This is a genomic window from Megasphaera paucivorans (assembly GCF_900103535.1).
GTDB lineage: Bacteria > Bacillota > Negativicutes > Veillonellales > Megasphaeraceae > Megasphaera_A > Megasphaera_A paucivorans.
Genome location: NZ_FNHQ01000008.1, coordinates 57,895 through 82,861, shown reverse-complemented (window position 1 = coordinate 82,861; position 24,967 = coordinate 57,895). Strand labels below are relative to the sequence as shown.

Genomic DNA, 24,967 nt, shown 5'->3' with positions numbered 1-24,967 from the left:
CTCATTGTTCAGGAAATAAAAAAGGCAATAGGTTCCCTATCATATCCATGTTTAATTCATAATATATTTTTGTTCCTTCTCGTGTTGCTAAGACAATTCCTGCCGTCTTCAATTTTTGCAAATGCTGAGAAAGTGTCGATTGCGGTGTTTCCAGACAAGATTGCATGTGCGAAACATTGCAGCCTCCATTTTCCCATAATCCCCGTATAATACAAAGACGTACAGGATGCGCCAATACCTTCAGTATTTCTGCTTTTTCATTTAATTCATTAAAATCGGCGATTGCCATTTTTTATATCCTCCTTTGTATTTCTCTATATTTATATATTAAGATATTTGGATATATAAGTCAAGTGTATTTTCTTAAATTATATTTGATACAACGGTACAACATCCTGCATCGCAAAATAAATATTTCTTGTATTAATGACAAAAAACAATTACAATTCAAATAAGAAACATATACTTTTTAATATTATAAAAAGGAAGGGATACAATTATGGATATAACAACTATCGCCTCACAACGCTATGCTGCAAAAGCATTCGATTCATCAAAACGCATTCCACCCGAAATATTTGTACAAATAGAAAATTTGCTGCAATTGAGTCCTTCCAGTGTAAACATACAACCTTGGCACTTTATCATCGCTTCTACAGAAAAAGGGCGCAGCCGTATTGCAAAAGCTATGGCACCAGAACAATATGAATATAATGTACCTAAAGTATTGCAGGCTTCTCATGTCATCGTATTTTGCGCTAAGTCCGATATAGAAGACGAATATATCCAACATATTACCGATACAGAAGAACAGAGCGGTCGATATACTACTGCGCAATCAAAAGAAAAAGGATTGCAGGGTCGTACATATTTTGTTAATACACATCGTTTTGACCGGCATGACAGTACCAGTTGGTTAAGTAAACAAGTCTATTTAAATTTAGGCACTATTTTACTTGGTGCTGCATTGCTCGGGTTAGATGCAACTCCTATGGAAGGATTTGACGAAACTATAATGGACACAGAATTTCAGCTTCGTGAACAAGGATATACAGCACTTGTAGTCGTTGCTTTAGGGTATCATTCTGAAAATGACTTTAATAAATCGCTTCCTAAATCCCGATTAGAAAAAAAGGAAATTTTCACTCCATTAGATTGAACCACTCTTTACAATATGTATTATAAAAAACTATTGATAGTGTAGTGTTACATTATCAATAGTTTTTTTTATAATATTTCTTGACTTGTTTTATCCAGAATACTATAATAGAGACAAATCAAACACTTATGCCTCAAAAGGAGAAAAAATTGCTAATTACAAAGGAAACAGATTATGCTTTGCGTATACTTCGCTCATTAGCCGATGCCGGTAATACAAAAACACCCATTAAGGAAATTTGTGATAAAGAGCTGCTGCCTCAACAATTTGTCTACAAAATAGCAAAAAAACTGGCAAAAGCAGGTATTATCGAATTAAGTCGGGGAGTTGGCGGTGGCTGCCGTTTAATCTGCGATCTCCATGATATTTCATTGCTCACGCTTATTGCTATTATGGATGCTGATAGACCCATCAGCGCTTGTATGCAGACAAATTATCATTGTCCCTGGCGTGAAAAGTATCGGCAAGTATGTTTGGTCCATACCCATTTAAGTCACTTACAAAAAGAAATTAACGAAAAACTGCATTCTTATTCATTGTATACTATATTATTTGATACCCATATTTAGAAAATAATATGTAAAAGTGCAGAAACCAATCACTAGTTACGCTCCTATTCTGGAGTATTTTTATCAACAATGTTTTTTTTAAGGAGGCACTAATTATGAATTTTAAGACGACAGATGAACAAGAGATGCTTCGTGCAAAAGTTCGCGACTTTGCGGAAAAGGAAGTGAAACCGATTGCCTTTTTATTGGATAAGGAAAATCGTTTCCCCGATGAAATCGTCAAGAAAATGGGAAAACTCGATCTCATGGGTCTTCCCTATCCCAAAGAATACGGCGGTGCCGGTCTGGACGTCGTCAGCTATGCTATTGCTGTCGAAGAATTATCCCGCGTAGATGGCGGAACAGGTGTCATCCTGTCTGCTCACGTGTCATTAGGTTCATGGCCTATTTTTGCCTATGGCACGGAAGAGCAAAAGCAAAAATATTTAGTTCCGTTGGCACAAGGAAAAAAACTGGGTGCTTTCGGTCTAACAGAACCGGAAGCTGGCAGTGACGCTGGCGGCACAGAAACAACCGCTGTATTGGATGGAGATCATTATATTTTAAACGGCAATAAAATTTTTATCACAAATGCGGACAAAGCTGATATTTATGTTGTTTTTGCAGTAACTACTCCCGATACGGGAACACATGGCATCAGCGCCTTTATTATTGAAAAAGGAATGGAAGGGTTTACCTTTGGCGATCATTACGATAAAATGGGCATTCGCTCCTCTTCTACAGCAGAACTTATTTTCAATGATGTTAAGGTTCCAAAAGAAAATCTCTTGGGTAAAGAAGGAGAAGGCTTTAAGATTGCCATGTCTACGCTGGATGGCGGCCGGATTGGAATCGCTTCTCAGGCATTGGGTATTGCCCAGGGCGCTTACGAAAATGCCTTGGAATATTCCAAAGAACGTATTCAATTCGGAAAACCCATTTGTCAACAGCAAGGTATTTCTTTTAAATTAGCTGATATGGCTACCATGCTCCGTGCTTCTCGTTTTCTGGTATATAGTGCAGCCGAATTAAAAGAAAATCATGAACCGTATGGCATGGAATCGGCAATGGCTAAACAATATGCTTCCGATAGCTGTTTAACAATTGTTAATGACGCACTGCAGATTTTTGGCGGAACCGGTTACTTAAAAGGTATGGAAGTAGAACGCGCATACCGTGATGCTAAAATCTGTACCATTTATGAAGGTACAAATGAAATTCAGCGTGTAGTCATTGCTTCACACATTACAGATAAGGTATCTAACGAGCACACCCCTGCTGTGGGCAAAAAACATGGCCCGATTACGGGGAACCGAAAAAAAATGATACTCAATGAAGGTTCTGCCAAAGAACGAACCGATGCCTTGGTAACCGCTTTAAAGAACGATGGTTTTGATTTTACTGTCGGTATTGCTTTGGACACTCCTATTGCGCAGGCAGAACGAGTTGTCAGTGCCGGTAAGGGAATCGGTGAAAAAAAGAATATGAAATTAATCGAAAATCTAGCTGTCCAGGCAGGAGCTGCTATTGGTTCTTCCCGTCCTGTAGCTGAAACACTACAATACGTACCGTTAGACCGCTATGTAGGTATGTCTGGACAAAAATTCAAGGGGAACTTATATATTGCTTGCGGCATTTCCGGTGCCGGTCAGCACTTAAAGGGTATAAAGGATGCTGCAACCATCGTAGCAATTAATAAAGATCCGCATGCTCCTATTTTCAAAAATTGTGACTACGGTATTGTCGGCGATGTAATGGAAATATTACCGTTGCTTACGAAAGCACTGGATAACGGTAAAGCCAAAAAGCCGGCACCTCCTATGGTTAAAATGAAACGACCTACTCCTAAAAAAGAAATACCGCAAAACCTTTATGTTTGCAACGGTTGTGGATATGAATATAATCCTGCCATAGGAGATCCTGAAAATGATATTCGTCCCGGCACCTCTTTTGAAAAGCTTCCGGATGAATGGATTTGCCCGGAATGCGGTGAAGATAAAACAGGATTTATCAAAGCCTGATTTCCAATATACCCTTGCCTATATTTCGAAAATATAGTATTAACATATCATATTGTAGTATTTAGATAAAAGGAGGATTTATTATGCATTGTGTTAGAAAAGTAACAGAAGATTTGTACTGGGTAGGTGCAAATGATCATCGTCTCACCTTATTTGAAAATATTCATCCCATTCCTCGCGGAGTTTCGTATAATGCGTATGTATTGCTCGATGAAAAAACAGTTCTCTTCGATACGGCTGATTGGTCTGTCTGCCGTCAGTTTTTAGAAAACGTAGAAGCCGTGTTATCCGGCCGTCCCCTAAACTATTTAGTCATCAATCATGTAGAACCTGATCATGCTGCTTCCATAACTGAAATTTTGCTTCGTCATCCGGAAACCATTGTCATAAGTAATGAAAAAGCATTTATGCTGATGCGTCAATTTGGCTTTTCTATTGATGGTCGATATGAAGAAGTTAAAGAAGGTGACATTAAATCCTTCGGCAAACATACCGTAACATTTGTAGCCGCTCCTATGGTACATTGGCCGGAAGCTATGGTCACTTTTGATACTACGAATGGTGTCCTTTTCTCTGCAGATGCTTTTGGTACATTTGGTGCTATTGACGGAAAATTATTTAATGATGAAGTAAATTTTGATCGTAATTGGATTGATGACGCTCGTCGTTATTATACAAATATAGTAGGAAAATATGGGCCTCATGTCCAATATTTACTAAAAAAAGCTGCGGGTATTGATATAAAAATGATTTGCCCTCTTCATGGCTTGGTATGGCGTAACAATCTGGGATATTTTATGGATAAATATATAAAATGGAGCTCCTATGAGCCGGAAGAAAAAGGAGTTTTGCTAGTATATGCTTCCATGTACGGCAATACAGAAAGTGCTGCCTCCCTGCTAGCTACTAAGTTGGTAGAAAAAGGCATGACAAATGTATATATGTATGACGTATCCAATACAGATATATCCTACCTTATTTCAGAAACATTCCGTCTCAGCCATATTGTATTTGCTTCCGTAACCTACAATCTAGGCATTTATCCTAAGATGCACAATTATTTAATGGATATGAAAGCCTTAAATATTCAAAACCGTACTGCAGCGATTATAGAAAACGGCTCTTGGGCATGTACGGCAGGTTCATTGATACGTAATTTCTTAAATGACGAACTAAAAGGAATTACCGTACTGGATGATACCGTTACATTAAATTCATCCATGACCTCCGCGCAAGAACCCTCTATGGATGATATGGTAACTAGTATTATTGATTCCATGAAGTAATATGTGAGGTATATTTAAATACATATTTATCATTTTTATACATTGCGTATGTTCTTGTATGTTATTGCGGATTTGTGTTCAATTCGCAGTACTACCGCAATAACATGCAGGAATATTCTTTATTTTACCATTGTAATTTATTGACTTATATTAAAAAGTATTATATAATTATGTAAATAATAATTATTAATTAACGATTGGAATTATATAAAATTATTTTTATTTATATATGTTATTTTATTTGGAGGTGTTATTATGAATGAAGTAGATTTTTATTATTGTGAACATTGCGGTAATTTAGTTGCCGTTATACAAGGCAGCAACAGCCAACTCTCTTGCTGTGGCCAGCCGATGAAAAAATTAGTTGCCGGTGCAGTAGAAGCAGCTAAAGAAAAACACATTCCTGAAGTCATCAGCAAAGATGGTGATCTTATTGTAACGGTTGGTTCCGTTGAACACCCAATGGTTGATGAACATTTTATCCAATGGATTACCTTGGTCAGCGGGAACAGAATAGAAACGCATAAACTATTTGCCGGACAGGCTCCCAAAACAATTTTCAAGGGTGCGGATTCGGGAACAGTATATGCCTATTGCAATCTTCATGGTTTATGGAAGAAAGAATTTGGAACAAAAACGGTTGAAACGGTTCTTGGCGGCTGCTCCCCTGAATTTGGCGGATGCAAGTTAGAAGGCTAATTGTCTCTGCTGTCTAACCAATACAATTGATCGCTGTTACAACAAGAATAACAGTACCGGCTCCTGCCATACGGCAGGAGCCGGTTTTCTTTTCGTGTACTTTCCGTATATGGTTTGAACTTTCCTCAAAATAAACAGCTTCACTCATACTTTCATATACATAATCTTCTATATTCATTTATAAATAATAAAACGATGTAGCTCCTTTTAATTTATATAAGTCGACTGCGTTAGCATATAAAAAATTAAAAGAACATACTTTTATCATTCTATGTTTTAAAAGAAAAAGTCTCAAGGACGTTCATATAACCTGAAACAATTTCGTCCAGCTTCTTTTGCTCTGTATAATTCCTGATCAGCTTTATCTACTAACAGCGTAATGGGATCTTCCTGCTGCGGATATAAAGAAGCAATTCCAACAGAAATAGTCATCTGGCTTTTTAGTTGTACCGGACTATATTTAGAATATAAACTGTTAACATTTCGGAATAATCGTTTTGCAACATGAATCGCCGCTTCTTTTCCCGATTGCGGCAGCAATACAACAAACTCTTCCCCACCAAACCGCACTACCATATCTTGCGGCCGCCGCACAGAACGTTGAAATTCTACTGCCATCGCCTTTAAGCATTCATCACCTTGTAAATGTCCGTACGCATCATTATACTTTTTAAAATAATCGATATCAATCATTAATAATGATACCACGAAGTTATGCTCAATGGACTGTTCCCATACTTTTGAAAAAGTTTCCCAAAAATACCTGCGATTATATAATCCCGTTAAACTATCTATTCGAGATACTTCACTGAATTTTTCAAATAAAATTTTAAGTTCCTGCTCCGTTAAATCGGCAATTTTCACCAATGTTTTTACCTGTTTAAAAAGCTTCTTATATTCTTCGTATAGTTCGCGATATTCCTCAACAGAACAGTATTGTTTACTCATCAGTAAATTTTCTGATTTTTCCAAAACCATTTCTTCGGCCATATACAAACTTCTGATCGTCATAAATTCCCCCGTTTAACAGATTTCAACCGTAAATAAAAATTTATTTATTTCTTCTTGGAATTCTTCACCACATTCAATAGCTACATCATTATCTTTATCACAAATCCATTTTACCGTGATATTGCATCCTGTCGATGCTTTTTGTTCCAGTAAATCAAAAATAGTCAGAAATACTTTAGATGTACTGCTATTAAAATAAATAATTTTAAATTCCAGTACCATGTCTTTTACATTCGTCATAAAGTAATCATGCAGCCATTCTAAAACCGGAGTATAAAACTTTATCACATTTTCCGGATATGATTCTCCTTCAATTCGAAGTTTTCCCGTCGCTGCACAAAAAAAGATATACGGTGTCGATTTTGTTTGTTCAATAATCAAATTTTCCATACTTTATCTCCTCACAGTTACTTTAATACTGAAAAAAAACCAATCGGTTCCTGCCGGTTCAAACGAATACTCCATCGGACCTTCTGACTTTCTTGCCATTTCAATCAAGCCAAGGCCTGCACCTTTTCCATTTAAGGGAAGTACATTACGGCGCTGTTTTTTATATAAATCCTTTAAATCTTCTCTGCTTAATTTATTAAGCATCTCTAATTTTTCCTTTATTACCGGCATATCTTCTTTCAATACCTTATTCCCACAGCAAACAAAAAATTTTCCGGCCGGATTTCGTCCCACAATCGCCATTCCGAACCGAAGTTCATGTTCATCATCTTCCCGGACAGTTAATTTTTCAGCAGAATAATTCAAAATATTTTGAACCTGCTCAATAAAAATAGAAAACACCGTCAAAGCCGTCGAAGTTTCCGCTTCTTCGGCCGCTAAATTTTTCCGTATTGCATTGCCAATTCCTTCAATACTTTCTTGTGCAAAGGCACCGCAATAGGTCATCAAAATGTCATTTGCCTTCAAATTTTGATACAATTTATACATCGTTATATCCATACCTTTGTCGCTCCTATCGCTCTTTTTATATTTTAAAACCAAATACAGTTATATCGTCACGCCGGCGTTCATTTCCCATATATTCATGAAACGTGTCCATGATTTGTTTTCTCTGCAAGTCCACCGGCATTTTGACCAATTCACCCAACAATGCAAGCAATCTTTGCTTTCCATAAGGAAGATGTTGTTTACCACCCGGTTGTTCGTGATATCCATCTGTAATAATATAAAATGCATTCCCCGGACAACACGTAATAACCTGATTACTAAAAAGTTTTTTCGTTTTGATTGGTTTGCAGTCAACCGCCATTTTATCGCCCTTTATTTCCGACACCTGTGTTCCATTATAATAATAAAGCGGCATATCAGCTCCTGCAAATAAAACATGCTGTTTTTTTGTTAAAAATAATATTGCAATTTCAAACCCTGTTGAAACAAATTTATCGTTGTCGCTGCTAAAGGATTGACGAAAAGCGCGTGCTAATTCATTCAAAATGATTGCCGGATCATCATGACAAATATTTTCGGTAATATGATTGAACATAGCATTTACAGCCGTTGCCATAAGCGCTCCTGAGACCCCATGACCAGTACAATCTCCAACAGCTAACAAAATACCGTCGTCATAATTTCTCAGCCAATAAAAATCACCGCCAACACTTTCCTTCGGCTCAAAAATTACAAAAAAGTCTTTTAAATATCGTGCTATTTCACTGCTGGAAGGCAAAACAGCTTGTTGAATCAATTGGGCATATTCCATGCCATCTTGAAGTTTAATATTTTTTTCCTGCAATTTTTGAGTTCTGTCAGTAATTACATTTTCCAGCCTTCGATTCAACTGCATTGCCCTTTTGCGTGGATTGACAATTTGATGGGTAATAAGATAAAAAAGCAGAGAAGTACAAAGGAAAATAAATACATAGGATATAGTAATGATCCGCTTAATATTCATCAAAGGTTCTATACTTGTTGATCGCGGTACACGGACAACAAGTTTCCAATTCGTATTCTTTACTGGTTTATATGCAATATCATATATTTGAGACTCTGCTTCATTATTGTATTTACTGATTTCAAAATCTTTTTTGCCTGTATCTTGTTCAATATCAGTTACAACACTTTCAGGAAGATACTGCTGTAATGAATGATTTAAATATTCTGTGCTTGTTGAAAAACAGATATCGCCCTTGTTATTGATAAGCCAAACATCACATGTTTTATTCGCATCTGCATCTATGAGCTTTTGCATAATTTGTGCTGCGCTTATTTTTACACCGGTTACCCCTAAGATGGTATTATTTTCCTTAATAGCAGCGTTAATCTGAATAACTGCTGTTTTATTGTTATTTTCTATATTGACTGCATAGTCGCGATTTTGCTGCAGAAAAGAAAAAATCTGCCGGTCTACTGGATGGTTCGCTATATCTATACGCTGTGCTCTAAATGTTCCATCATGATAATCCCAAGAACGCAGGGTCTGCGCACTAATCAAAAAAACATCATCATACTTCATATACTTGGTCACGTGATCCATCCGCTGTGAAATGTAAGAATCCGCAAAATCATCGTGTTCCCCGGTAGTTAACCAATGGATGATAAGCGGATCATGTGCCATCATTAAGGATACATCAGCAGCCTCATCAATGTTTTTTTCAACAATACTACCGGTATTTTTTGCTTGATCCGGAAACTTATACCGTTTTGATTCATAAAAAGTTGTTTCATTTATAATCATAGCGCTGGTTATATATGCAATCAGTAAGGCTACCGCCAGCAAAACACAGCCAATAATAATTACCGTGTTTGAATGATGATCAAATACTAATAATTTATCTTTCTCTTTATTCTCTTTATTTTCTTTATCTGTACGAAAAAACATCACTAAAAGCCTCATCCATTATAAATTGCATACTCCAGAAAAATACCATTTGTTTTATTATAATACTCTTTTATTACATTATATGCAATTCCCCTTTTGTTGCTTTTTATAATTGCATATAATGTATTTATCTATACCTGTGTTTACACGCATCAGTTCCTGTCAATAGCAATCCAAAAGCCTCCTCCTTGGATAATGGTTTGCTGAAAAGATACCCTTGAATATAATCACAGCCGCAATGCTGCAGGTGTTCCAATTGCTTCTCTGTTTCTACCCCTTCCGCAACAACTTTCTTGTCAAGCGTATGAATCATATGAATAATAGATCCAATAAAATTCTCTCTATGCGCATCTGTTTCTATCTTATCTATAAAAGATTTATCCAATTTTATAGTATGAAACGGCAACTCATCCAAAAGTGTCAGCGAAGAATAGCCGGTACCAAAGTCATCCATGGATATATGTATCCCTAATGCAGTTAATTGGCTAAGTTTATCAACTGCTTCCTCCAAAGGAATAATGCCTGCTATGCACAAACTTTCCGTAATTTCAAACCCAATATGTTGAAAAGATATACCTGCTTTCTGGATAACCGCACATGTATTTTCAACAAAGTTAACTGCCGCCAATTGTTTCGGCGACACATTGATATCGATACGTCCATTCCACCCTTGATCCAGCAATTGCCGCATAAAACAACAGGCATGCTGTAATACCCACTCTCCCACAACATGAATGAATCCGGATTGTTCTGCCAGCGGAATAAATTTTGCCGGCGGAATACAACCTTGCGTATGGCTGTTCCACCTGAGAAGGGCTTCAAAACTGATTATAGCAGCATTGCGGATGTCAATTTGCGGTTGATATACAAGGAATAACTCATTTTTCTGCAATGCCTCATGTAAGCAGCCAATCAGATAAATCCGTTCCAAGGCCCAATCCTGCATCTCCCGCGTATAAAACTTATACTGATCCTTACCCGCTTCTTTAGCCGTACACATTGCATTATCAGCATTTTTAAGAATATCTGTCGTCGTATTCCCATCTTTTGGATATACGGCAATTCCCATACTCACAGTCATATGAAAATGCAAACCCGACATTTTCTGTTTTCGGCAAACAGCATCACATATTTTTATTGCTATCATATGCATCTCTGAATAGGTATATATTCCTCGTAATACCATGACAAACTCATCACCGCCAACTCTCGAAATAAAGGAAGGAGTTTTGATTACTTCCCTCAAACGCATGGCTGTCGTTACAATGATTGCATCTCCGCAGGCATGACCATAGGCATCATTTATCATTTTTAAATTATCTAAATCGATAAAAAAAATGACTCCGGAATTTTTCCCTTTGCGTACCCATTTCATTTCTTGATTTAGCCATCTATGCAAATATTGACGATTCGGTAACTGGGTCAGCGAATCATAATAGGCCATCTGCCGGATACGCTGCTGCTGTTGTTGCCGTTCTTCTTCCATATATACATAGTTAGTAATATCCTTAGTATATCCATATATATTAACGACATTCCGGTCATTTTTTTCTTCCAAAAAGCGTTGGGTTAACACATAGCGTACGGTTCCATCTTTACACACAATCCGATACTGAAGCTTTTTAGAATCAAATTTCTGTCCTTCCAATACCTTTTTTCTCAATTGCCTCAATTTCCAGCGATCATCAGGATACACGAAAGTATTCAAATATGCGTCAAAAGTCATCGACGGCTCTTGATCCACCATAGTCGCATGATGCAGAGAAAAAAGGCCTTCTTCTACATTATACATATCTGTTTCCGTATTATATTTCCATATTCCCGCTGCATCCTTTTGAACAAAACAATTCAATTTATATTGACTTAATTGAAGCTGTTTTTTCTGTATCTTTTGTATCCTTCTTACGCGTCGGTACAAAAAAAAGTTTCGAAAAGAATCTCCTATCAGTATTGCATACAAGTCTAAATTTTTCTGCAGCAGCTGCAATTCGTTATCTGTTAGATGCGGCATTGTTTCCAGGAAAGCAATACCTGCTGCCCCAATCCACTGTCCCCGATATCGCAATGGGAGTACGGCTATATACTGCAGGCGGTCAAATATATACTCGGGAATGCGTTTTGTCTCTGCACTATATGGACAAATTACCACGCGTTTTCCGGTAATATGGACTTCTTGTATAATAGGTTCTATAAGTCTGTCCGCTGCTTCACTTTGAAATATACTCTGCCGCAATTGAACCCGATGAACCAGTTTCCCATTTCTGAATACTCGTATAAAACAATGTTCCGTTTTACAAAACCAGGCCATTTGAGACAGTATATGTTCCATCACATATTCTATGCGTGCCTTACCCGTTGTAGTCAAACACAAAGTCATCGTATCTTTTCCCCCAAAGGCACGGTTTTATTACGTATATAGGATCCTCTGCATCACCATCCGTGTCTGTCCGCCTTCGTTTTATATGAAACACCATCATAAATTCATGCTTGAAATAGAAAAACCAGGAAGTACCGCTGTCACCTTATCCCCCTCATTTTTACAGTTCAATAGTTACATTGTACTTAATATTTTAAATTTATGCAATTATACAATTCATTTAACACATATGATTCTCCTATATTTTTCTTTTGACAGTAAAAAAGAACACCCAAACAGCAAAATTGGATGTTCCTTCCACCATACCTAAGTGTATACTTGACAGGTATACAAATTCAAACCATGTTCTTAATCCATGATATATTACGATAATATATTTGTTATCTGCTGTGTACCTGATATACCGGTTGATGGTTTGCTTCTTCATCCTGCAAATCAATTTTACGAAGTACATTAAAGTATACATCCACAGCATTAAGAAATAATAAGAAGCTCGTAATAAAAAACACATTGCGTATCCCCCAATGAGCAGCAATCTGTCCACCTAAAATCGATCCCATAAATACGCCAAGAAATTGCGCTGATTGATTAATGCTGAAAATCCGCCCAGCTACTTCAGAAGGTGTATTCTGTTTAAGCATCGTGTTAATGGACGGCAGCATAGCACCTGTTGCTATGCCCACTCCAAACCGGAGTCCCATAAGCTGCCATTCATTTTGAACAAAGGCTTGCGGAATAAAAAGAAGCGCACCGATAAGTAATGCCGCAAAAATAACTTTATGTGCGCCGATGCGATCAGACACTTTTCCCAACCATGGAGCAAAAAGCATAGTAGAAACACCGGAAGAAGCAAATACCAGTCCCGAAATAAATGCTAAATGATCGGTACGTACGGAAAGCATCCTAACGTAAATAGTAATAACAGGTTCAATAGAAAAAAGTGCCAATTGAATAAAAAAGGTTGTAACAAACATAGAAAAAAACAAAGAATGATTGGGCAATGAATGCCAAATTTCTGAAAATTTCTGCATATGACGGGTTTTAGGAGAAAAATCTTCATGAATAAAAAACAAAGAAAGAAGAAATGCAATAAAAAGCAATCCTGCCATAATGACAAAGCTATAGCGAATGCCAATGATTTCCACCAAATATCCACCCAGCATAGGTCCTAACAATGTACCGCTGACAGATCCAGTGGATAACGTCCCCAATGCCCATCCTGCCTTTTCCCGCGGTGTCTGAGTCGCAATCAATGTGATGGCACCGGAGTTAAACCCTGATATAGTTCCCAGCAACATACGCATAGCCACAAGTTGTGGAACAGAGGTAACAAAGGCAGTGAATATCAAAATAATCGTCATTCCAAAACTAGCTCGCAGCAACATAGGTTTTCGACCATATTTATCGGCCAGTTTTCCCCACACAGGAGAAACAATAGCCATAATAAACGTTGTTGCTCCATAAGCAAACCCCGACCAAATAGCAATATCCCCTATATTAACCATGCCAAGTTCATGTATATACAACGGCAGTATCGGAGCAACTTGACTCAATGCTGCCGAAGTAGCAAAGCTGCCAAGCCAACAAATCCAGAGATTTCTTTTCCACGTATCCATTACTTTTCCTCCTGCATTTTTTTTCTCTCCCATGTTTCTATGCCATAGATATACGCTCTGATTAGTTGATGATAACTTTCAGATTTATCCGTCGGATTTTGAAACCAACCGGAAGCTTCCAGCGAAACAAAACCATGCATTACACTGCGCAAGCCGCGGGCAGCGTGAGTTAAATCTACATCTTCCAGGTTATATTGGGATAACACCTTACGTATTATGTCCATAAAAGAATGAATGGACTCCTTCATTTTTTCATTTGCTTTATATTTCCAAGCATCTGACATTATCACTTGATATTGACCGGGATGTTCATGAGCAAATCTGCGATATGCCTCTGATACAGCAAAAACAGCTTGTTCTCTGGATTGTCCAATAGCCGCCTCCGCCAATATAATACGAAGTTGTGTACACGCAAATACAACCATGTCACATTTAATTTGTGCTAAATTTTCTACATGGTTATATAATGATTGCTTTTTGACATCCAATTTCTCGGCAATAGATGTCAAGTTCACTTTATCAAGTCCTTCAATATCCGCGATTTCAATTGCTGTTTCAATAATAATCGCCGTTGTTATACTTCGCCGCATAAAAGAATCTTCCCTTCTGATTAATCTATTTTTACGAACTATATATAATATAAAACTAACGATGTTCGTAGTCAATATAATAGTAGTATTTATTTATGGATATTTTGTAATATATTGTTAATTTTGTAATACAGCACAAACAGGGGATGGTTTTCAAATAGAAACCATCCCCTGTCTGTGCTGTATTACATCAAGTATTTTATAGAGAATACTAGTTACCCCTCATAAATCAAAGCAATAATTGCCATCGTCATATCATATGACTTTTCAAACGACTGCACCGGCAAAAATTCAAAGCGAGAATGAAAATTAAGTCCTCCCGTAAAATAATTAGGTGTCAAAATTCCTCTTGTCGAAACAAAAGATCCATCTGTCCCACCACGCATAGCAATCGTATGCGGTTTGATGTTCAAGCGCTGCATCGCCGTATAAATATAGTCAATGGCCTTCCGGTTATCAGGTGTTACGGCGTCCGCAATATTACCATATATATCCTCTATCGTATACGTTATATGCGCACGCGGATTAGCAGCACGTAATTTTTCTATATTTTCTACAATACATCTTTTCCGTTTTCTATATATCTCCTTGTCATGATCACGAATATTCAAGTTCACAGTTGCCTGCGACTGATTGGAACAAATCGATTGACACCAAATATACCCTTCTTTTCCTTCTGTATGTTCCGGTGTATCTCTGCGGTCAAACATATTAACAAAATCCACTGCCGCCAAGGTCGGATTTACCAACACCCCTTTAGCATTCATAGGATGGGCACTGACTCCTTCAATAGTAACCGCCGCATGGCCAGCATTAAAGGTTTCATATATAACTTCGCCCTCTTCACAGCTGTCAATGGTATAGGCAAAATCAACAGGAAATTTAGAAAAGTCCATACTTTTAGATCCGTATAATCCACATTCTTCATCTGGAACAAATGCAACATAAATATCGCCATGATACAACGATTCATCAGCAGCTAATACAGATAAGGCGGTCATAATATTGGCAATAGCCGCTTTATTGTCAGCCCCCAATACACTGGTACCATCTGTTACGATCAAATCGTTTCCCCTATACTTCTGTAATTCCGGATGTTCGACTGCCGCCATAACAATATGGGGAGCTGAATTCAAAAGAATATCCCCGCCATCATATTCAGTTACCACCTGTGGATGAATTTCCGGTGAAAGGCAAACATCAACAGTATCTAAGTGCGCAATAAAACCAACGGAAGGAATCTGTCGATCACATTCCTGCGGCAATCTAGCCGGTAGTTTTCCAGTGAGTACACACGTAGGACTTAACGCTACATCAACAAGTCCCAGCATAGTACATTCTTTTTGAAGCAATCGTGCCATATCCCACTGTCCCTCCGTACTTGGCACTTGAATTCCACCATTGGAACAGCTTTGAGATGGAATACTCACATATCGGAAAAATCGTTCTGTTAATTGACATTGTATCGTGTTCATTTATATATCCCCCTCTGAGTTAACCAACACATAATGGCCCCCCTGCACAGTAACATACAGATATTCTCGTATCGCAATACAGCTGTATATCGCACATACCATTTATATATGTTTAAATTATACTTCATTATTTTATTCTATCCAATACTTTTTCGTATAATAAAAATGAAGGCTGCCAAAAATCTCCTCCACTGTTTCTATATTTTAATAGTTTTTGAATCTAAACAAATTCCTTTTATTATATGCATAAAAACACGTCAACATACATATACTTATATATACTCGTTGATTTTACTTACCTGCTGTTATATAAAATATATAGATTCCCTCTGTTCTCCATCATATACACCTGCATATACGTGTCGTAAAATACGCAGATAGTCTCACACCACACTATTTTCAACAACACTGCGTGCTATGTATGATCAATATATAAAAAGAACACTGTACTCAATAACACGTACAGTGTTCTTATAATAGCTGCGGTAATCTATTAATCAAAAATAGGCTTGCGAATGACATCTATAATACTACCGTCACGATATTCAACAACAGCAACGATATCCGCTGGATCTTGCGACAGTTTTACTTCTTCAGGTCTTCCGACAAGACTATACGCAATATGCTGCAGTTCCTGAATTGTTTTAACGGGCAAATGAGCCGCTGTCAACTTTTCTAATAAATCCTGACGCTTAGGATTTACCGCAATACCACGGTCTGTTACGATAACATCAATACTATCCCCCGGCGTAACCACAGTCTGAACATGATCGCGTATCATAGGAAGGCGTCCCCGAATGATAGGACACATAATCACAGACATTTTAGCTCCTGCCGCAGTATCGCTATGTCCTCCCGAAGCGCCCATGCAAATATCATTTGAGTCAGTAATAACATTGATATTAAAGTCAACATCTACTTCTGTTGCCGACAAGAATACTACATCCAAATCATTGACAATAGGACTGGAATTCCATGGGTTGGCATACGTAGATGCAGAAATTTCAATATGGTTAGGATTAGAGGCTATAGATTCAATTGCTGGAATATCAAAAGTCTGTGCATCATATACCGCATCAAATAACCCATCATGAAGCATATCAACAAAAATACCCGTCATTCCGCCAACACCAAAACTGCCTTTAATATCTTTTTCTTTCATCTTTTCGCGCAAATACATTCCGACTGCCAAAGAAGCACCGCCGCTCCCCATCTGCATAGAAAATCCATTTTTTAAATAACCGCTTTTTTCCATAACTTCTGCTGCATAGCGAGCCATTACCAGTTGTGTTGGATTTTTCGTAATACGAATCGCTCCAGACGCAATTCCCTCTGGATCACCAATAGCATCAACAACAACAATATAATCAATCTCTGATTGCGGGATACTGCATGGAAAAACAGGTGTATCTTGTAGATTATCGGTAATGGCAACAACCTGATCGGCATATTCCGCATCAATGATAGCGTACCCCATAGACCCGAAAGCAGACTTGCCGGTACGGCCTGTACAATTGCCGCGGCGATCACAAGTCGGTACCCCCATAAAAGCCACATCGATATGAAGTTCTCCCGCTTCGATAGCCCGTGCACGGCCGCCATGAGAACGAATAATCACAGGCTTTTTTAAAATAGACGGATTGGCGCAGATAAACTTACCCAATGAACCTCGCAGTCCGCTGGATTCCAACGCAGTAATCGTACCCTCTTTTATATAATCAATAAGAAAATCGTGGCAAGGAGATAAGGAACTGGATGCTATTGTAATATCTTTGATACCTTTCTTTGCAATGGCACGTACGACCAATTGCATCAAATAATCACCATTCCGCAGATGATGATGGAAAGAAATCGTCATTCCATCCTTCAACCCAGTTTTTTCAATCGCTTCCTCTATGGAGGATAAAATTTTATTCGTATGCGGCAAGCTGATACGTATAGTCCGTGCCGTACCGGTATGCTTCGGCAAGTCCGTAAATTCACCGCCATACAAACGAAACTTTTTTATACCTCTAATTGTTTCAGGAATCTCGCGTCCAATTGCATTCTTCATCTCAAGCCCTCTTTTCTTCAATATTCACACCGGCAGCAACAGCTTGATCAATCACACGCTGCGCGCGTACAACAATCGGTTTATCAATCATTTTTCCATCAACATTTAACACCCCTTTATTATCTGTCAAAGACGCGGTAAATGCATCCAGAACCTTTACTGCTTTTGCAATCTGTTTATCTGTCGGCGTATATATGCTATGTACTACAGATACTTGTTTCGGATGAATGCAGGATTTGCCGTCAAATCCCATATCTCTGCTTTTTGTAACTTCATCTTTAAACGTATCCATATCCTTAATATCTGAAAATACAGTATCCAATGCCTGGATTTCTGCATCTCTGGCCGCCATGAGAATTTGTTCCCGACAATAATAAAGTTCAATACCATATTTGGTGCGGTTGGTCTTAATATTAGCAATAAAATCTTCCGCCCCCAAAGCAATCGCCACCATTCTTGGGTGCTTACACATTTCTCTTACATTATATAATCCTTTAACACTTTCAATAGCTCCAATAATATTGATGGTTCCTTCCGGCCAATTATATTTTTTTTCTGCTTTTTCGATTTCATCAGCTACTAATTCAATTTCACTTATATCTTCGATTTTAGGCATACGAATTAAATTAGGTTTAGCCGGCAAAATAACCTTCAAGTCCTCCATGCCAAAAGGAGTTTGTGTCGGATGATTAATACGTACTACGGTTTCTGACTGAAATTTCATAAATTTCAATGCATGGGCAACAAGATTTCGTGCCGTATCTTTTTCAGTTACAGCAATCGAATCTTCCACATCAAACATCAGACTGTCTGCACCGTAAATATCCGCAGCATTAATCATTTTCGGACTGTTCCCCGGTACAAACATCATAGTTCTGCGAAGTTTATTTTTTGCCTGTTCATTATTCAGCATGATTCATCCCCCGTTCCAGTGCACTTTCCACACGAGCTGCCAGGGTATAATCCCATGCTCCATTATCTTTAACATCCAAAACGACATCTTCAAATCCTGCATTTGCAACCGTATTTTTAATAAGTTCCTTTATATGCGTTCCGTATTGCCGCATCACCTTTGATTGCAGATGGATACTGATTCCAGAACCAGGTTCACCTGCTGTTGCTGTTACTAATACATCTTGTTTTTCATCAAAACCGGCAGAAGCCGATGTCACAAGTACATTTGCCATATAAAAACTCCTCCTTCACATTGCCCTCGCACAATTCTCATTAAAATATGTATCTTCCTTTACCGTCAATTCGCCGCCGGGACCGGCATTAATTATTTCCTTTGGCATAGTAGGATATTTTTCCATAAAATTTTCATAAAACATCTTTGCTAATTTTTTGGCGGTTCTGTCATAAGCATTTTTATCTTTCCATGTATCTCTGGGATTCATGATACGCTCAGGCACATGGGAACAATGCTGCGGTACATCTAAATTAAACACTGCGTCGTGCTTGTATGCAGCAGTATCCAATTCACCATTGAGTGCAGCGGTTATCATAGCGCGTGTATAAGAAAGCTTCATACGGTTTCCCGTTCCATAGGAGCCACCGGTCCATCCGGTATTTACCAAATATACTTTCGTATTGTATTTTTCAATTTTCTCTCCCAGCATATGGGCATATACATCGGGATGCAGCGGCATAAAAGGCTCCCCAAAAAGTGTAGAAAAAGTTGGCACCGGTTCTGTAATTCCCTGCTCCGTACCGGCTACCTTGGAGGTAAAGCCCGTCACAAAATGGTACATTGCCGCATTTTTATCAAGCCGGGAAATAGGAGGCAGAACACCAAAACTATCTGCAGCCAAAAAAATAATAACTTTGGGAATACCCCCGATCCCAGGAATCGCTACATTAGGGATAAATTCTATCGGATATCCCACACGTGTATTTTCGGATAAGCTGTTATCATCATAATCCGGCTTACGCGTAATCGGATCAATAACAACATTTTCCACAAGACTGCCAAAACGGATCGCATGATAAATTTCCGGTTCATTTTCAGGATTCAAATGAATGCACTTTGCATAACACCCGCCTTCAAAATTAAACACGCCTGTATCAGACCAGCCATGTTCATCATCCCCAATCAATATACGTTCAGGATCTGCAGAAAGTGTAGTCTTACCTGTACCGGAAAGACCGAAAAAGATAGCCGTTTCTTTTGTTTTGGGATCCATATTGGCAGAGCAATGCATCGGCAGGATATCTTCCTGCGGCATAAGATAATTCATAATAGCGAAGACAGCTTTTTTTATTTCTCCAGAATACTGTGTTCCGGCAATAAGCACCATTTTAGCTTCATAATCAATAATAATAGCTGCTTCTGAATGAACCCCATCTGTCAAGGGATCACACATAAAGCTGGGGGCGGCAATAATAGTAAAATCCGGCTCTCCGAACTTCTCTAATTGCGATTCTGTAGGGCGTATCAACAGATCATGCATAAATAAATTTTGACTTGCATACTCATTTACAATACGAAACTTTTTTGTGCTTGCCGGATCGGCACCGGCAAATCCATCAAATATAAATATATCTGTATTTTGCAGATAAGCAGTCAATTTTTCCTTTAACACATCAAATTTTTGTTTACTAATAGGCCTGTTAACATTGCCCCAGCAAATTTTGTCATGAACAGCAGGTGTATCGACAATAAATTTATCCTTTGAAGCTCGGCCTGTAAATTTACCGGTATTGACAAATAATGCACCTGTTTCGCTTATAATTCCCTCCCCCCTTTTAACAGCTTCTTCTGTCAAAACCGCAGGGGGTAAATTACGGTGTACAGATTTCAGATTATGCATTCCCAGTTTTTCTAAACCAAATGTCTCCATCGCTGTTCCTCCTTCATAACTGATTTTCCTATAATCTACAGTTATACATCAATTGAGTTATTATTCTTCCTATCTGTAGGATATCGCATGCTGTCGATACTGTAAAATACTGGGTTTCGATACTTATCCATAAAAAAATTTGATAGCTGTTTTAGAAAAACAAAAAGACCTGATGGACACTAAATCCTTCAGATCTTTTCTTTCTATTAAAATTCAAAGTTTTTAACAAAATCAATAAATACTTTTGCAATTCGCAAATTCACAACTTCCGGATGATATAGCAGCCATGTCTTTCGAATAAGATCCTGTCCCTGTTCATCTTGAAGTTTATACGTATATATATCATCCAGCCCCCGAATAATCCGTGAGGGAACAATGCCATACCCTAATCCCGCTTTGATCATTTCCCGGCAAGTTGCCAGCCGGTCTACTTTCATATTGATTAAAGGCGGATTATTAAAATGCTGCCGCCACCATTTATCAATACGCAATTTTATCATACCGTCGGTATCATAATCAATACGTGGCAGAAAAGGGATATCTTCTAATTGAAATGCCTGGCTAGATGCGATGCATATCGGTTCTTCATATAGCACTTCCCGTGTAGAACATGCCCCGTAATCGGCACTAACAAATCCAATATGAATTTGCTGATTGTCTAATAATTTGCTAACATCCTGACTCCAGGTCGTAGTAACATTAAAATCAATATTAGGATATAGTTCTTTAAATTTCTTTAATACTTTGGGCATAGTAAACATAGTAAAATAACTGGATGCCCCGATAAATAATACCCCGCGCATACTGGTATCCAAATTTGACACTTCTTCACGAATATGGCGCATTTGCTGCATCATACTCTCTGCAACACGTGCCAGATACTCTCCTTCTGTTGTAAACGTAACTCCCTTATGTCCTCGATTCACTACCGTCACATTGAAACATTGTTCAATATGCTTTAGCCGTGCTGTCAAAGCGGGCTGAGAAATATACAAAAGCTGCGCTGTTTTCGTAATATTCTTTTCTTTATAAAGAATATATAATATCTGCCAATCTCGATCATCCAATAGATATCCCTCCTTTTCTGTTTTGTATGCTTTAATAATACTATTAAACGATACAACTGTAAATTAAATACATCGTATTCACAAAAAAACTGCTACACCCCATTCGTACAAAGGTTCGTGTAGCAGTTAGAACTATGTCTGCCGTATCGTATGTATCGTCTTAAAGGTAATCAGGGTGACTGTCCATAAAAACATCCATTTCCTTAATACACATAGCCGGATTTATACTAACACGTTGTTTCACACACAAGAAAACAGTAAGAATTGATAATTTCAGTCTCAATTCTTACTGTTTTCCCAACAGATTAATTTCCTGCCAAAATACGCATTAGCGCAATTGCCATCGTCACGTTGGCAACACCGCCAAGGCGTGTAGATACTTGAGCAAACGGCATCAATTCCAATCGTTTACCGGCAGTTAGAATCGCAACATCACCCGTTCCGCCCTGTCCGCTGTGACAAGCGACTACCATAGCTGCTTCCACTGGATTCATATTCAATTTCTGACTGATAAACCATGCAGTTGCAATAAGAGAGGCCACTGTTATGAAAATAATAACAAGATATGCAGGATTGGTAAATACAGCGACAACATTTTTCCAAGGTGTCATAGCAACGCCTACACCCAGCAATAACGGGGGAGTGAAAAGAACTATAAAGCGAAACAAAGCATGTGCGCCTTGATCCACATAATCGGGTACAAGTCCGGCAGCCTTCAAGCAAACTGCGGTCACCAGCATAACAATAGGCGCTGGTAAACCAATGACAGAATCCACCCAAGTCCCGCCAATAAACAAGGAAAACGCAAATAAAGCAACGTTAAGCATTTTCGTATTATCAATAGGTATTTTCTTTTTTTCTTCTTCAGCAATCGCTGCTGCTTTTAATACTTCATCATCGCCAGTTTTTAATAAGTTTCCATTTCCCGTATACTCAGGATGCTTTTGTCCTAACATGTTTAATCCACCGGAAATAATAATAGCCAGAAGACTCCCCAACATAACACAAGGAAGAACAGAGGCAAAAATGGCATCTTGTTCCGTTCCCATGATAGAAGAATACCCCATTGAAAGCGGAAGGGCACCTTCTCCCACGCCGCCGGCAAGTATAGGGATGACAATAAAGAAAAATGTATGATACCAGCCAATACCAAGAAGCACACCTGCTAAAGTACCTACTGCCATAGCCACAATAGTACCGATAACTAAAGGTACAAACATCTTAAGAAATGCTTTTACTAATACATATCGATTCATGCTGCAGATACTGCCTACTACTAAACAAGCAATATATACATATAAGAAATTAGTAGTCTTCATAAAGGTTACAATAGATGTTACAGCCAGTTTCGGAATCAAATCGACATATACCAAATAGGAAGGAAGAAAAGTAGCCATAATAACCGTGCCGCCAACATATTTTAAAAGCGGGATGCGTCCGCCCAATTCCGCGCAAGCATATCCATAAAGTGCCAGCAACGTCATGCCTCCGATAAGTCCCGACGGCATAAGACCTCTGTTTACTGCTAAAAACATACAAACAAGCATAAATAAATAGATGCCCAAGGGAACGATATTGATTTTAATTCCAAAAAGCTTCGATTGAAATGTCGACCGCTCCAATGCCCCATTCTGTGTCTCTAAATTTAACATAATCCAGCCTCCTAATAAATGAATTCTTCCCTGCTAATTAATATTTACTTTTATCCATAGCTTTAGACGATATGCTTTATGAGTTTATAGTACTGTATTATGACTATTTTGTAAAATATGGAATGTTGATACCCGTCCATAAAAATTTATAATAACTATTATGCTAATTTGTTATACAGATATGTTTATTTATGATAAAATTACATCTTCGCATAGAGATTATTATGAATATACCTATCTCATTATTGCACCATCAAAAAATGCAGATACATATAAGAAAATATATTTCTCCCATGTATCTGCATACGGATACTGTATCCAAGTCAAAATGATTAAGATAACTACATAGTATCCCTCATTTTTATTTTTGATACGCTTTAATAATCTTTAATTTTGGTAAAACTTTTTTATCGATCACAAACCAACCAATCACAAACGATATCAAAAGCAGTGGTAATGTAATCCAAAGATTACCAATGCATGCTTTGTATATTAAAAACGTAAGAGGCATCGTCGTACCTGTAAATGAACTAATCAGCATTCCACTCGGGATACTGCTCCCTAATCCTACTGCTTTAGCAGTATTTGTAACCATGGCAGCGGTCCATGTAGCACAATAAAAATAGGGAATAAATGCGATTGTACAAAAAAATATACTGCGAAAAATATTTCCATTTGTCACAGCAACGCACATGGCTACTTTATAAGGCAATGCCCCTAAATCCGCAAAAGGAAGAAAATTATTGCCCGGTAAAATAATAGTCATAATAATAAGAATAGGCACCATCAGTAACGCTGTAGTAATAACTGCCGGATCCCCAAATAAAATGGCAGGATCTAACCCAATAAAAATAGATCGTCCTTTTAATTTGGCATCCGTAATTTCTTTTGCCCGTGCAGAAATCGGTTTCAATCCAGTAACAAACAATCCCGTCATTTTAGGTAAAAGCAACATGACTGCTGCCATGTTTACTCCTAAACCAAATGCTTTATAAATATCATACCCAGCACACACCCCGATACCCAATCCTAAAATCAATCCTATGACAAGCGGTTGTCCAAATGGCCCCATATATTTGCGCAATGTATCCATATTAATATTCACATCTTTTACGCCGGGGATATGGTCAAATAAAAGATTAAGCGGCATAACAATAGGTAAATTCATTAACGCATGCAAAGCAGGAATAGTAACTCCCGGAATTTTATAATAATTGCTAATTAAAGGAGATGCCCAATCAGACATTTTAAACATCACTAACGCAGTAAAAGCGGCTGCTGTTACTGCGATAAAAATATTGTTTGTAGTAAAATATACAAACGCACCCATTGACAGAGAATGGTGATAATTCCAAATATCAACACTGAGTGTATTGGTCTTATTTAAAACAAGTAATACCATATTCATTACCATAATAAGGAGTACAATTATGGGAACAATCGGAGTACTCCAGCCAATTGCTGCCACTGTCCCAAATCCCATATCTATGACATTAAGGTTTACTCCCATATGAGCAACCATGGCCTTAGTCGCAGGCCCCAGATCATTCGCCATAAACTGAATAATAACTTTCAAGCCAATAAAACCCGCCCCCACTGTTAATGCACTATGTAAAGCCTTATCCAAGGATACACGAAATACTACGGCAAGAAAGAAAATAATAATTGGCAATAAAACCGTAGGGCCTGCTTGGATAATACCTTTAAAAATAGAAAAAAAATCCATAAAAACACCTTCTTACT

Annotated in this window: 21 protein-coding genes; 5 read left to right on the top strand and 16 right to left on the bottom strand. The window is 38.0% G+C overall.

The features are described 5' to 3' along the window. Position 1 precedes the first annotated feature (1 nt). On the bottom strand, positions 2 to 289 hold the full coding sequence (locus BLR11_RS05285; protein ID WP_091649004.1) for an ArsR/SmtB family transcription factor: 288 nt from the start codon (positions 287 to 289) through the stop codon (positions 2 to 4). Positions 290 to 499: 210 nt separating this feature from the next. Between BLR11_RS05285 and nfsB the strand changes: the two genes are divergently transcribed. The 5 genes from nfsB to BLR11_RS05260 all read left to right on the top strand — a co-directional run bounded on the left by nfsB (position 500) and on the right by BLR11_RS05260 (position 5,713). Continuing rightward, positions 500 to 1,159 carry an oxygen-insensitive NAD(P)H nitroreductase gene (gene nfsB / locus BLR11_RS05280; protein WP_091649001.1) on the top strand — a complete coding sequence of 220 codons (660 nt, stop codon included), beginning with the start codon at positions 500 to 502 and terminating at the stop codon, positions 1,157 to 1,159. Positions 1,160 to 1,308: 149 nt separating this feature from the next. Continuing rightward, positions 1,309 to 1,728: an RrF2 family transcriptional regulator gene (locus BLR11_RS05275; protein ID WP_091648998.1), complete on the top strand. Its 420-nt coding sequence runs from the start codon at positions 1,309 to 1,311 to the stop codon at positions 1,726 to 1,728. A gap of 95 nt (positions 1,729 to 1,823) precedes the next feature. Then, positions 1,824 to 3,728, top strand: coding sequence for an acyl-CoA dehydrogenase family protein (locus BLR11_RS14725; protein ID WP_091648995.1), 1,905 nt, complete (start codon positions 1,824 to 1,826; stop codon positions 3,726 to 3,728). An 83-nt stretch (positions 3,729 to 3,811) separates the two neighbouring features. Further along, the gene (locus BLR11_RS05265) at positions 3,812 to 5,014 is read left to right on the top strand and encodes an FprA family A-type flavoprotein (RefSeq protein ID WP_091648993.1); all 1,203 of its coding nucleotides are present in this window, start codon (positions 3,812 to 3,814) and stop codon (positions 5,012 to 5,014) included. A gap of 255 nt (positions 5,015 to 5,269) precedes the next feature. Next, positions 5,270 to 5,713, top strand: coding sequence for a desulfoferrodoxin family protein (locus BLR11_RS05260; protein WP_091648989.1), 444 nt, complete (start codon positions 5,270 to 5,272; stop codon positions 5,711 to 5,713). A 291-nt stretch (positions 5,714 to 6,004) separates the two neighbouring features. Here BLR11_RS05260 and BLR11_RS05255 read toward each other — a convergent pair whose 3' ends face one another. The 15 genes from BLR11_RS05255 to BLR11_RS05185 form a co-directional block, all read right to left on the bottom strand. After that, positions 6,005 to 6,724, bottom strand: a complete 720-nt coding sequence (locus tag BLR11_RS05255) for a GGDEF domain-containing protein (RefSeq protein WP_091648986.1) — start codon at positions 6,722 to 6,724, stop codon at positions 6,005 to 6,007. A gap of 12 nt (positions 6,725 to 6,736) precedes the next feature. Next, a complete protein-coding gene (locus BLR11_RS05250; protein WP_091648984.1) occupies positions 6,737 to 7,114 on the bottom strand; it encodes a DUF1987 domain-containing protein in 378 nt (125 codons plus the stop codon). Positions 7,115 to 7,117: 3 nt separating this feature from the next. Further along, positions 7,118 to 7,675, bottom strand: a complete 558-nt coding sequence (locus BLR11_RS05245) for a SiaB family protein kinase (RefSeq protein ID WP_091648982.1) — start codon at positions 7,673 to 7,675, stop codon at positions 7,118 to 7,120. 25 nt (positions 7,676 to 7,700) lie between these two features. Further along, on the bottom strand, positions 7,701 to 9,554 hold the full coding sequence (locus BLR11_RS05240; RefSeq protein ID WP_176762883.1) for a SpoIIE family protein phosphatase: 1,854 nt from the start codon (positions 9,552 to 9,554) through the stop codon (positions 7,701 to 7,703). Positions 9,555 to 9,681: 127 nt separating this feature from the next. Continuing rightward, on the bottom strand, positions 9,682 to 11,931 hold the full coding sequence (locus tag BLR11_RS05235) for a bifunctional diguanylate cyclase/phosphodiesterase (RefSeq protein ID WP_091648977.1): 2,250 nt from the start codon (positions 11,929 to 11,931) through the stop codon (positions 9,682 to 9,684). A gap of 380 nt (positions 11,932 to 12,311) precedes the next feature. Next, positions 12,312 to 13,547, bottom strand: a complete 1,236-nt coding sequence (locus BLR11_RS05230; RefSeq protein ID WP_091648975.1) for a multidrug efflux MFS transporter — start codon at positions 13,545 to 13,547, stop codon at positions 12,312 to 12,314. Beyond that, positions 13,547 to 14,137: a TetR-like C-terminal domain-containing protein gene (locus tag BLR11_RS05225; RefSeq protein WP_091648972.1), complete on the bottom strand. Its 591-nt coding sequence runs from the start codon at positions 14,135 to 14,137 to the stop codon at positions 13,547 to 13,549. The genes BLR11_RS05230 and BLR11_RS05225 overlap by 1 nt, the downstream gene beginning before the upstream one ends. Before the next feature lie 215 nt (positions 14,138 to 14,352). Then, positions 14,353 to 15,612, bottom strand: a complete 1,260-nt coding sequence (gene pepT / locus BLR11_RS05220; protein WP_091648969.1) for a peptidase T — start codon at positions 15,610 to 15,612, stop codon at positions 14,353 to 14,355. A gap of 493 nt (positions 15,613 to 16,105) precedes the next feature. After that, positions 16,106 to 17,665 carry a citrate lyase subunit alpha gene (citF, locus tag BLR11_RS05215; protein ID WP_091648967.1) on the bottom strand — a complete coding sequence of 520 codons (1,560 nt, stop codon included), beginning with the start codon at positions 17,663 to 17,665 and terminating at the stop codon, positions 16,106 to 16,108. 1 nt (position 17,666) lies between these two features. After that, positions 17,667 to 18,578 carry an aldolase/citrate lyase family protein gene (locus BLR11_RS05210; RefSeq protein WP_091648965.1) on the bottom strand — a complete coding sequence of 304 codons (912 nt, stop codon included), beginning with the start codon at positions 18,576 to 18,578 and terminating at the stop codon, positions 17,667 to 17,669. Then, positions 18,568 to 18,852 carry a citrate lyase acyl carrier protein gene (citD, locus tag BLR11_RS05205; protein WP_091648962.1) on the bottom strand — a complete coding sequence of 95 codons (285 nt, stop codon included), beginning with the start codon at positions 18,850 to 18,852 and terminating at the stop codon, positions 18,568 to 18,570. Before citD ends, BLR11_RS05210 begins: the two co-directional genes overlap by 11 nt. A gap of 15 nt (positions 18,853 to 18,867) precedes the next feature. Further along, on the bottom strand, positions 18,868 to 20,505 hold the full coding sequence (gene pckA / locus BLR11_RS05200) for a phosphoenolpyruvate carboxykinase (ATP) (protein WP_091648959.1): 1,638 nt from the start codon (positions 20,503 to 20,505) through the stop codon (positions 18,868 to 18,870). Between the two features lie 206 nt (positions 20,506 to 20,711). Then, the gene (locus BLR11_RS05195; protein WP_091648957.1) at positions 20,712 to 21,572 is read right to left on the bottom strand and encodes a LysR family transcriptional regulator; all 861 of its coding nucleotides are present in this window, start codon (positions 21,570 to 21,572) and stop codon (positions 20,712 to 20,714) included. Positions 21,573 to 21,877: 305 nt separating this feature from the next. Next, positions 21,878 to 23,224, bottom strand: a complete 1,347-nt coding sequence (locus tag BLR11_RS05190) for a 2-hydroxycarboxylate transporter family protein (protein WP_091648954.1) — start codon at positions 23,222 to 23,224, stop codon at positions 21,878 to 21,880. A gap of 361 nt (positions 23,225 to 23,585) precedes the next feature. Beyond that, positions 23,586 to 24,950 carry a PTS galactitol transporter subunit IIC gene (locus tag BLR11_RS05185; RefSeq protein WP_091648951.1) on the bottom strand — a complete coding sequence of 455 codons (1,365 nt, stop codon included), beginning with the start codon at positions 24,948 to 24,950 and terminating at the stop codon, positions 23,586 to 23,588. Between the last annotated feature and the right edge of the window lie 17 nt (positions 24,951 to 24,967).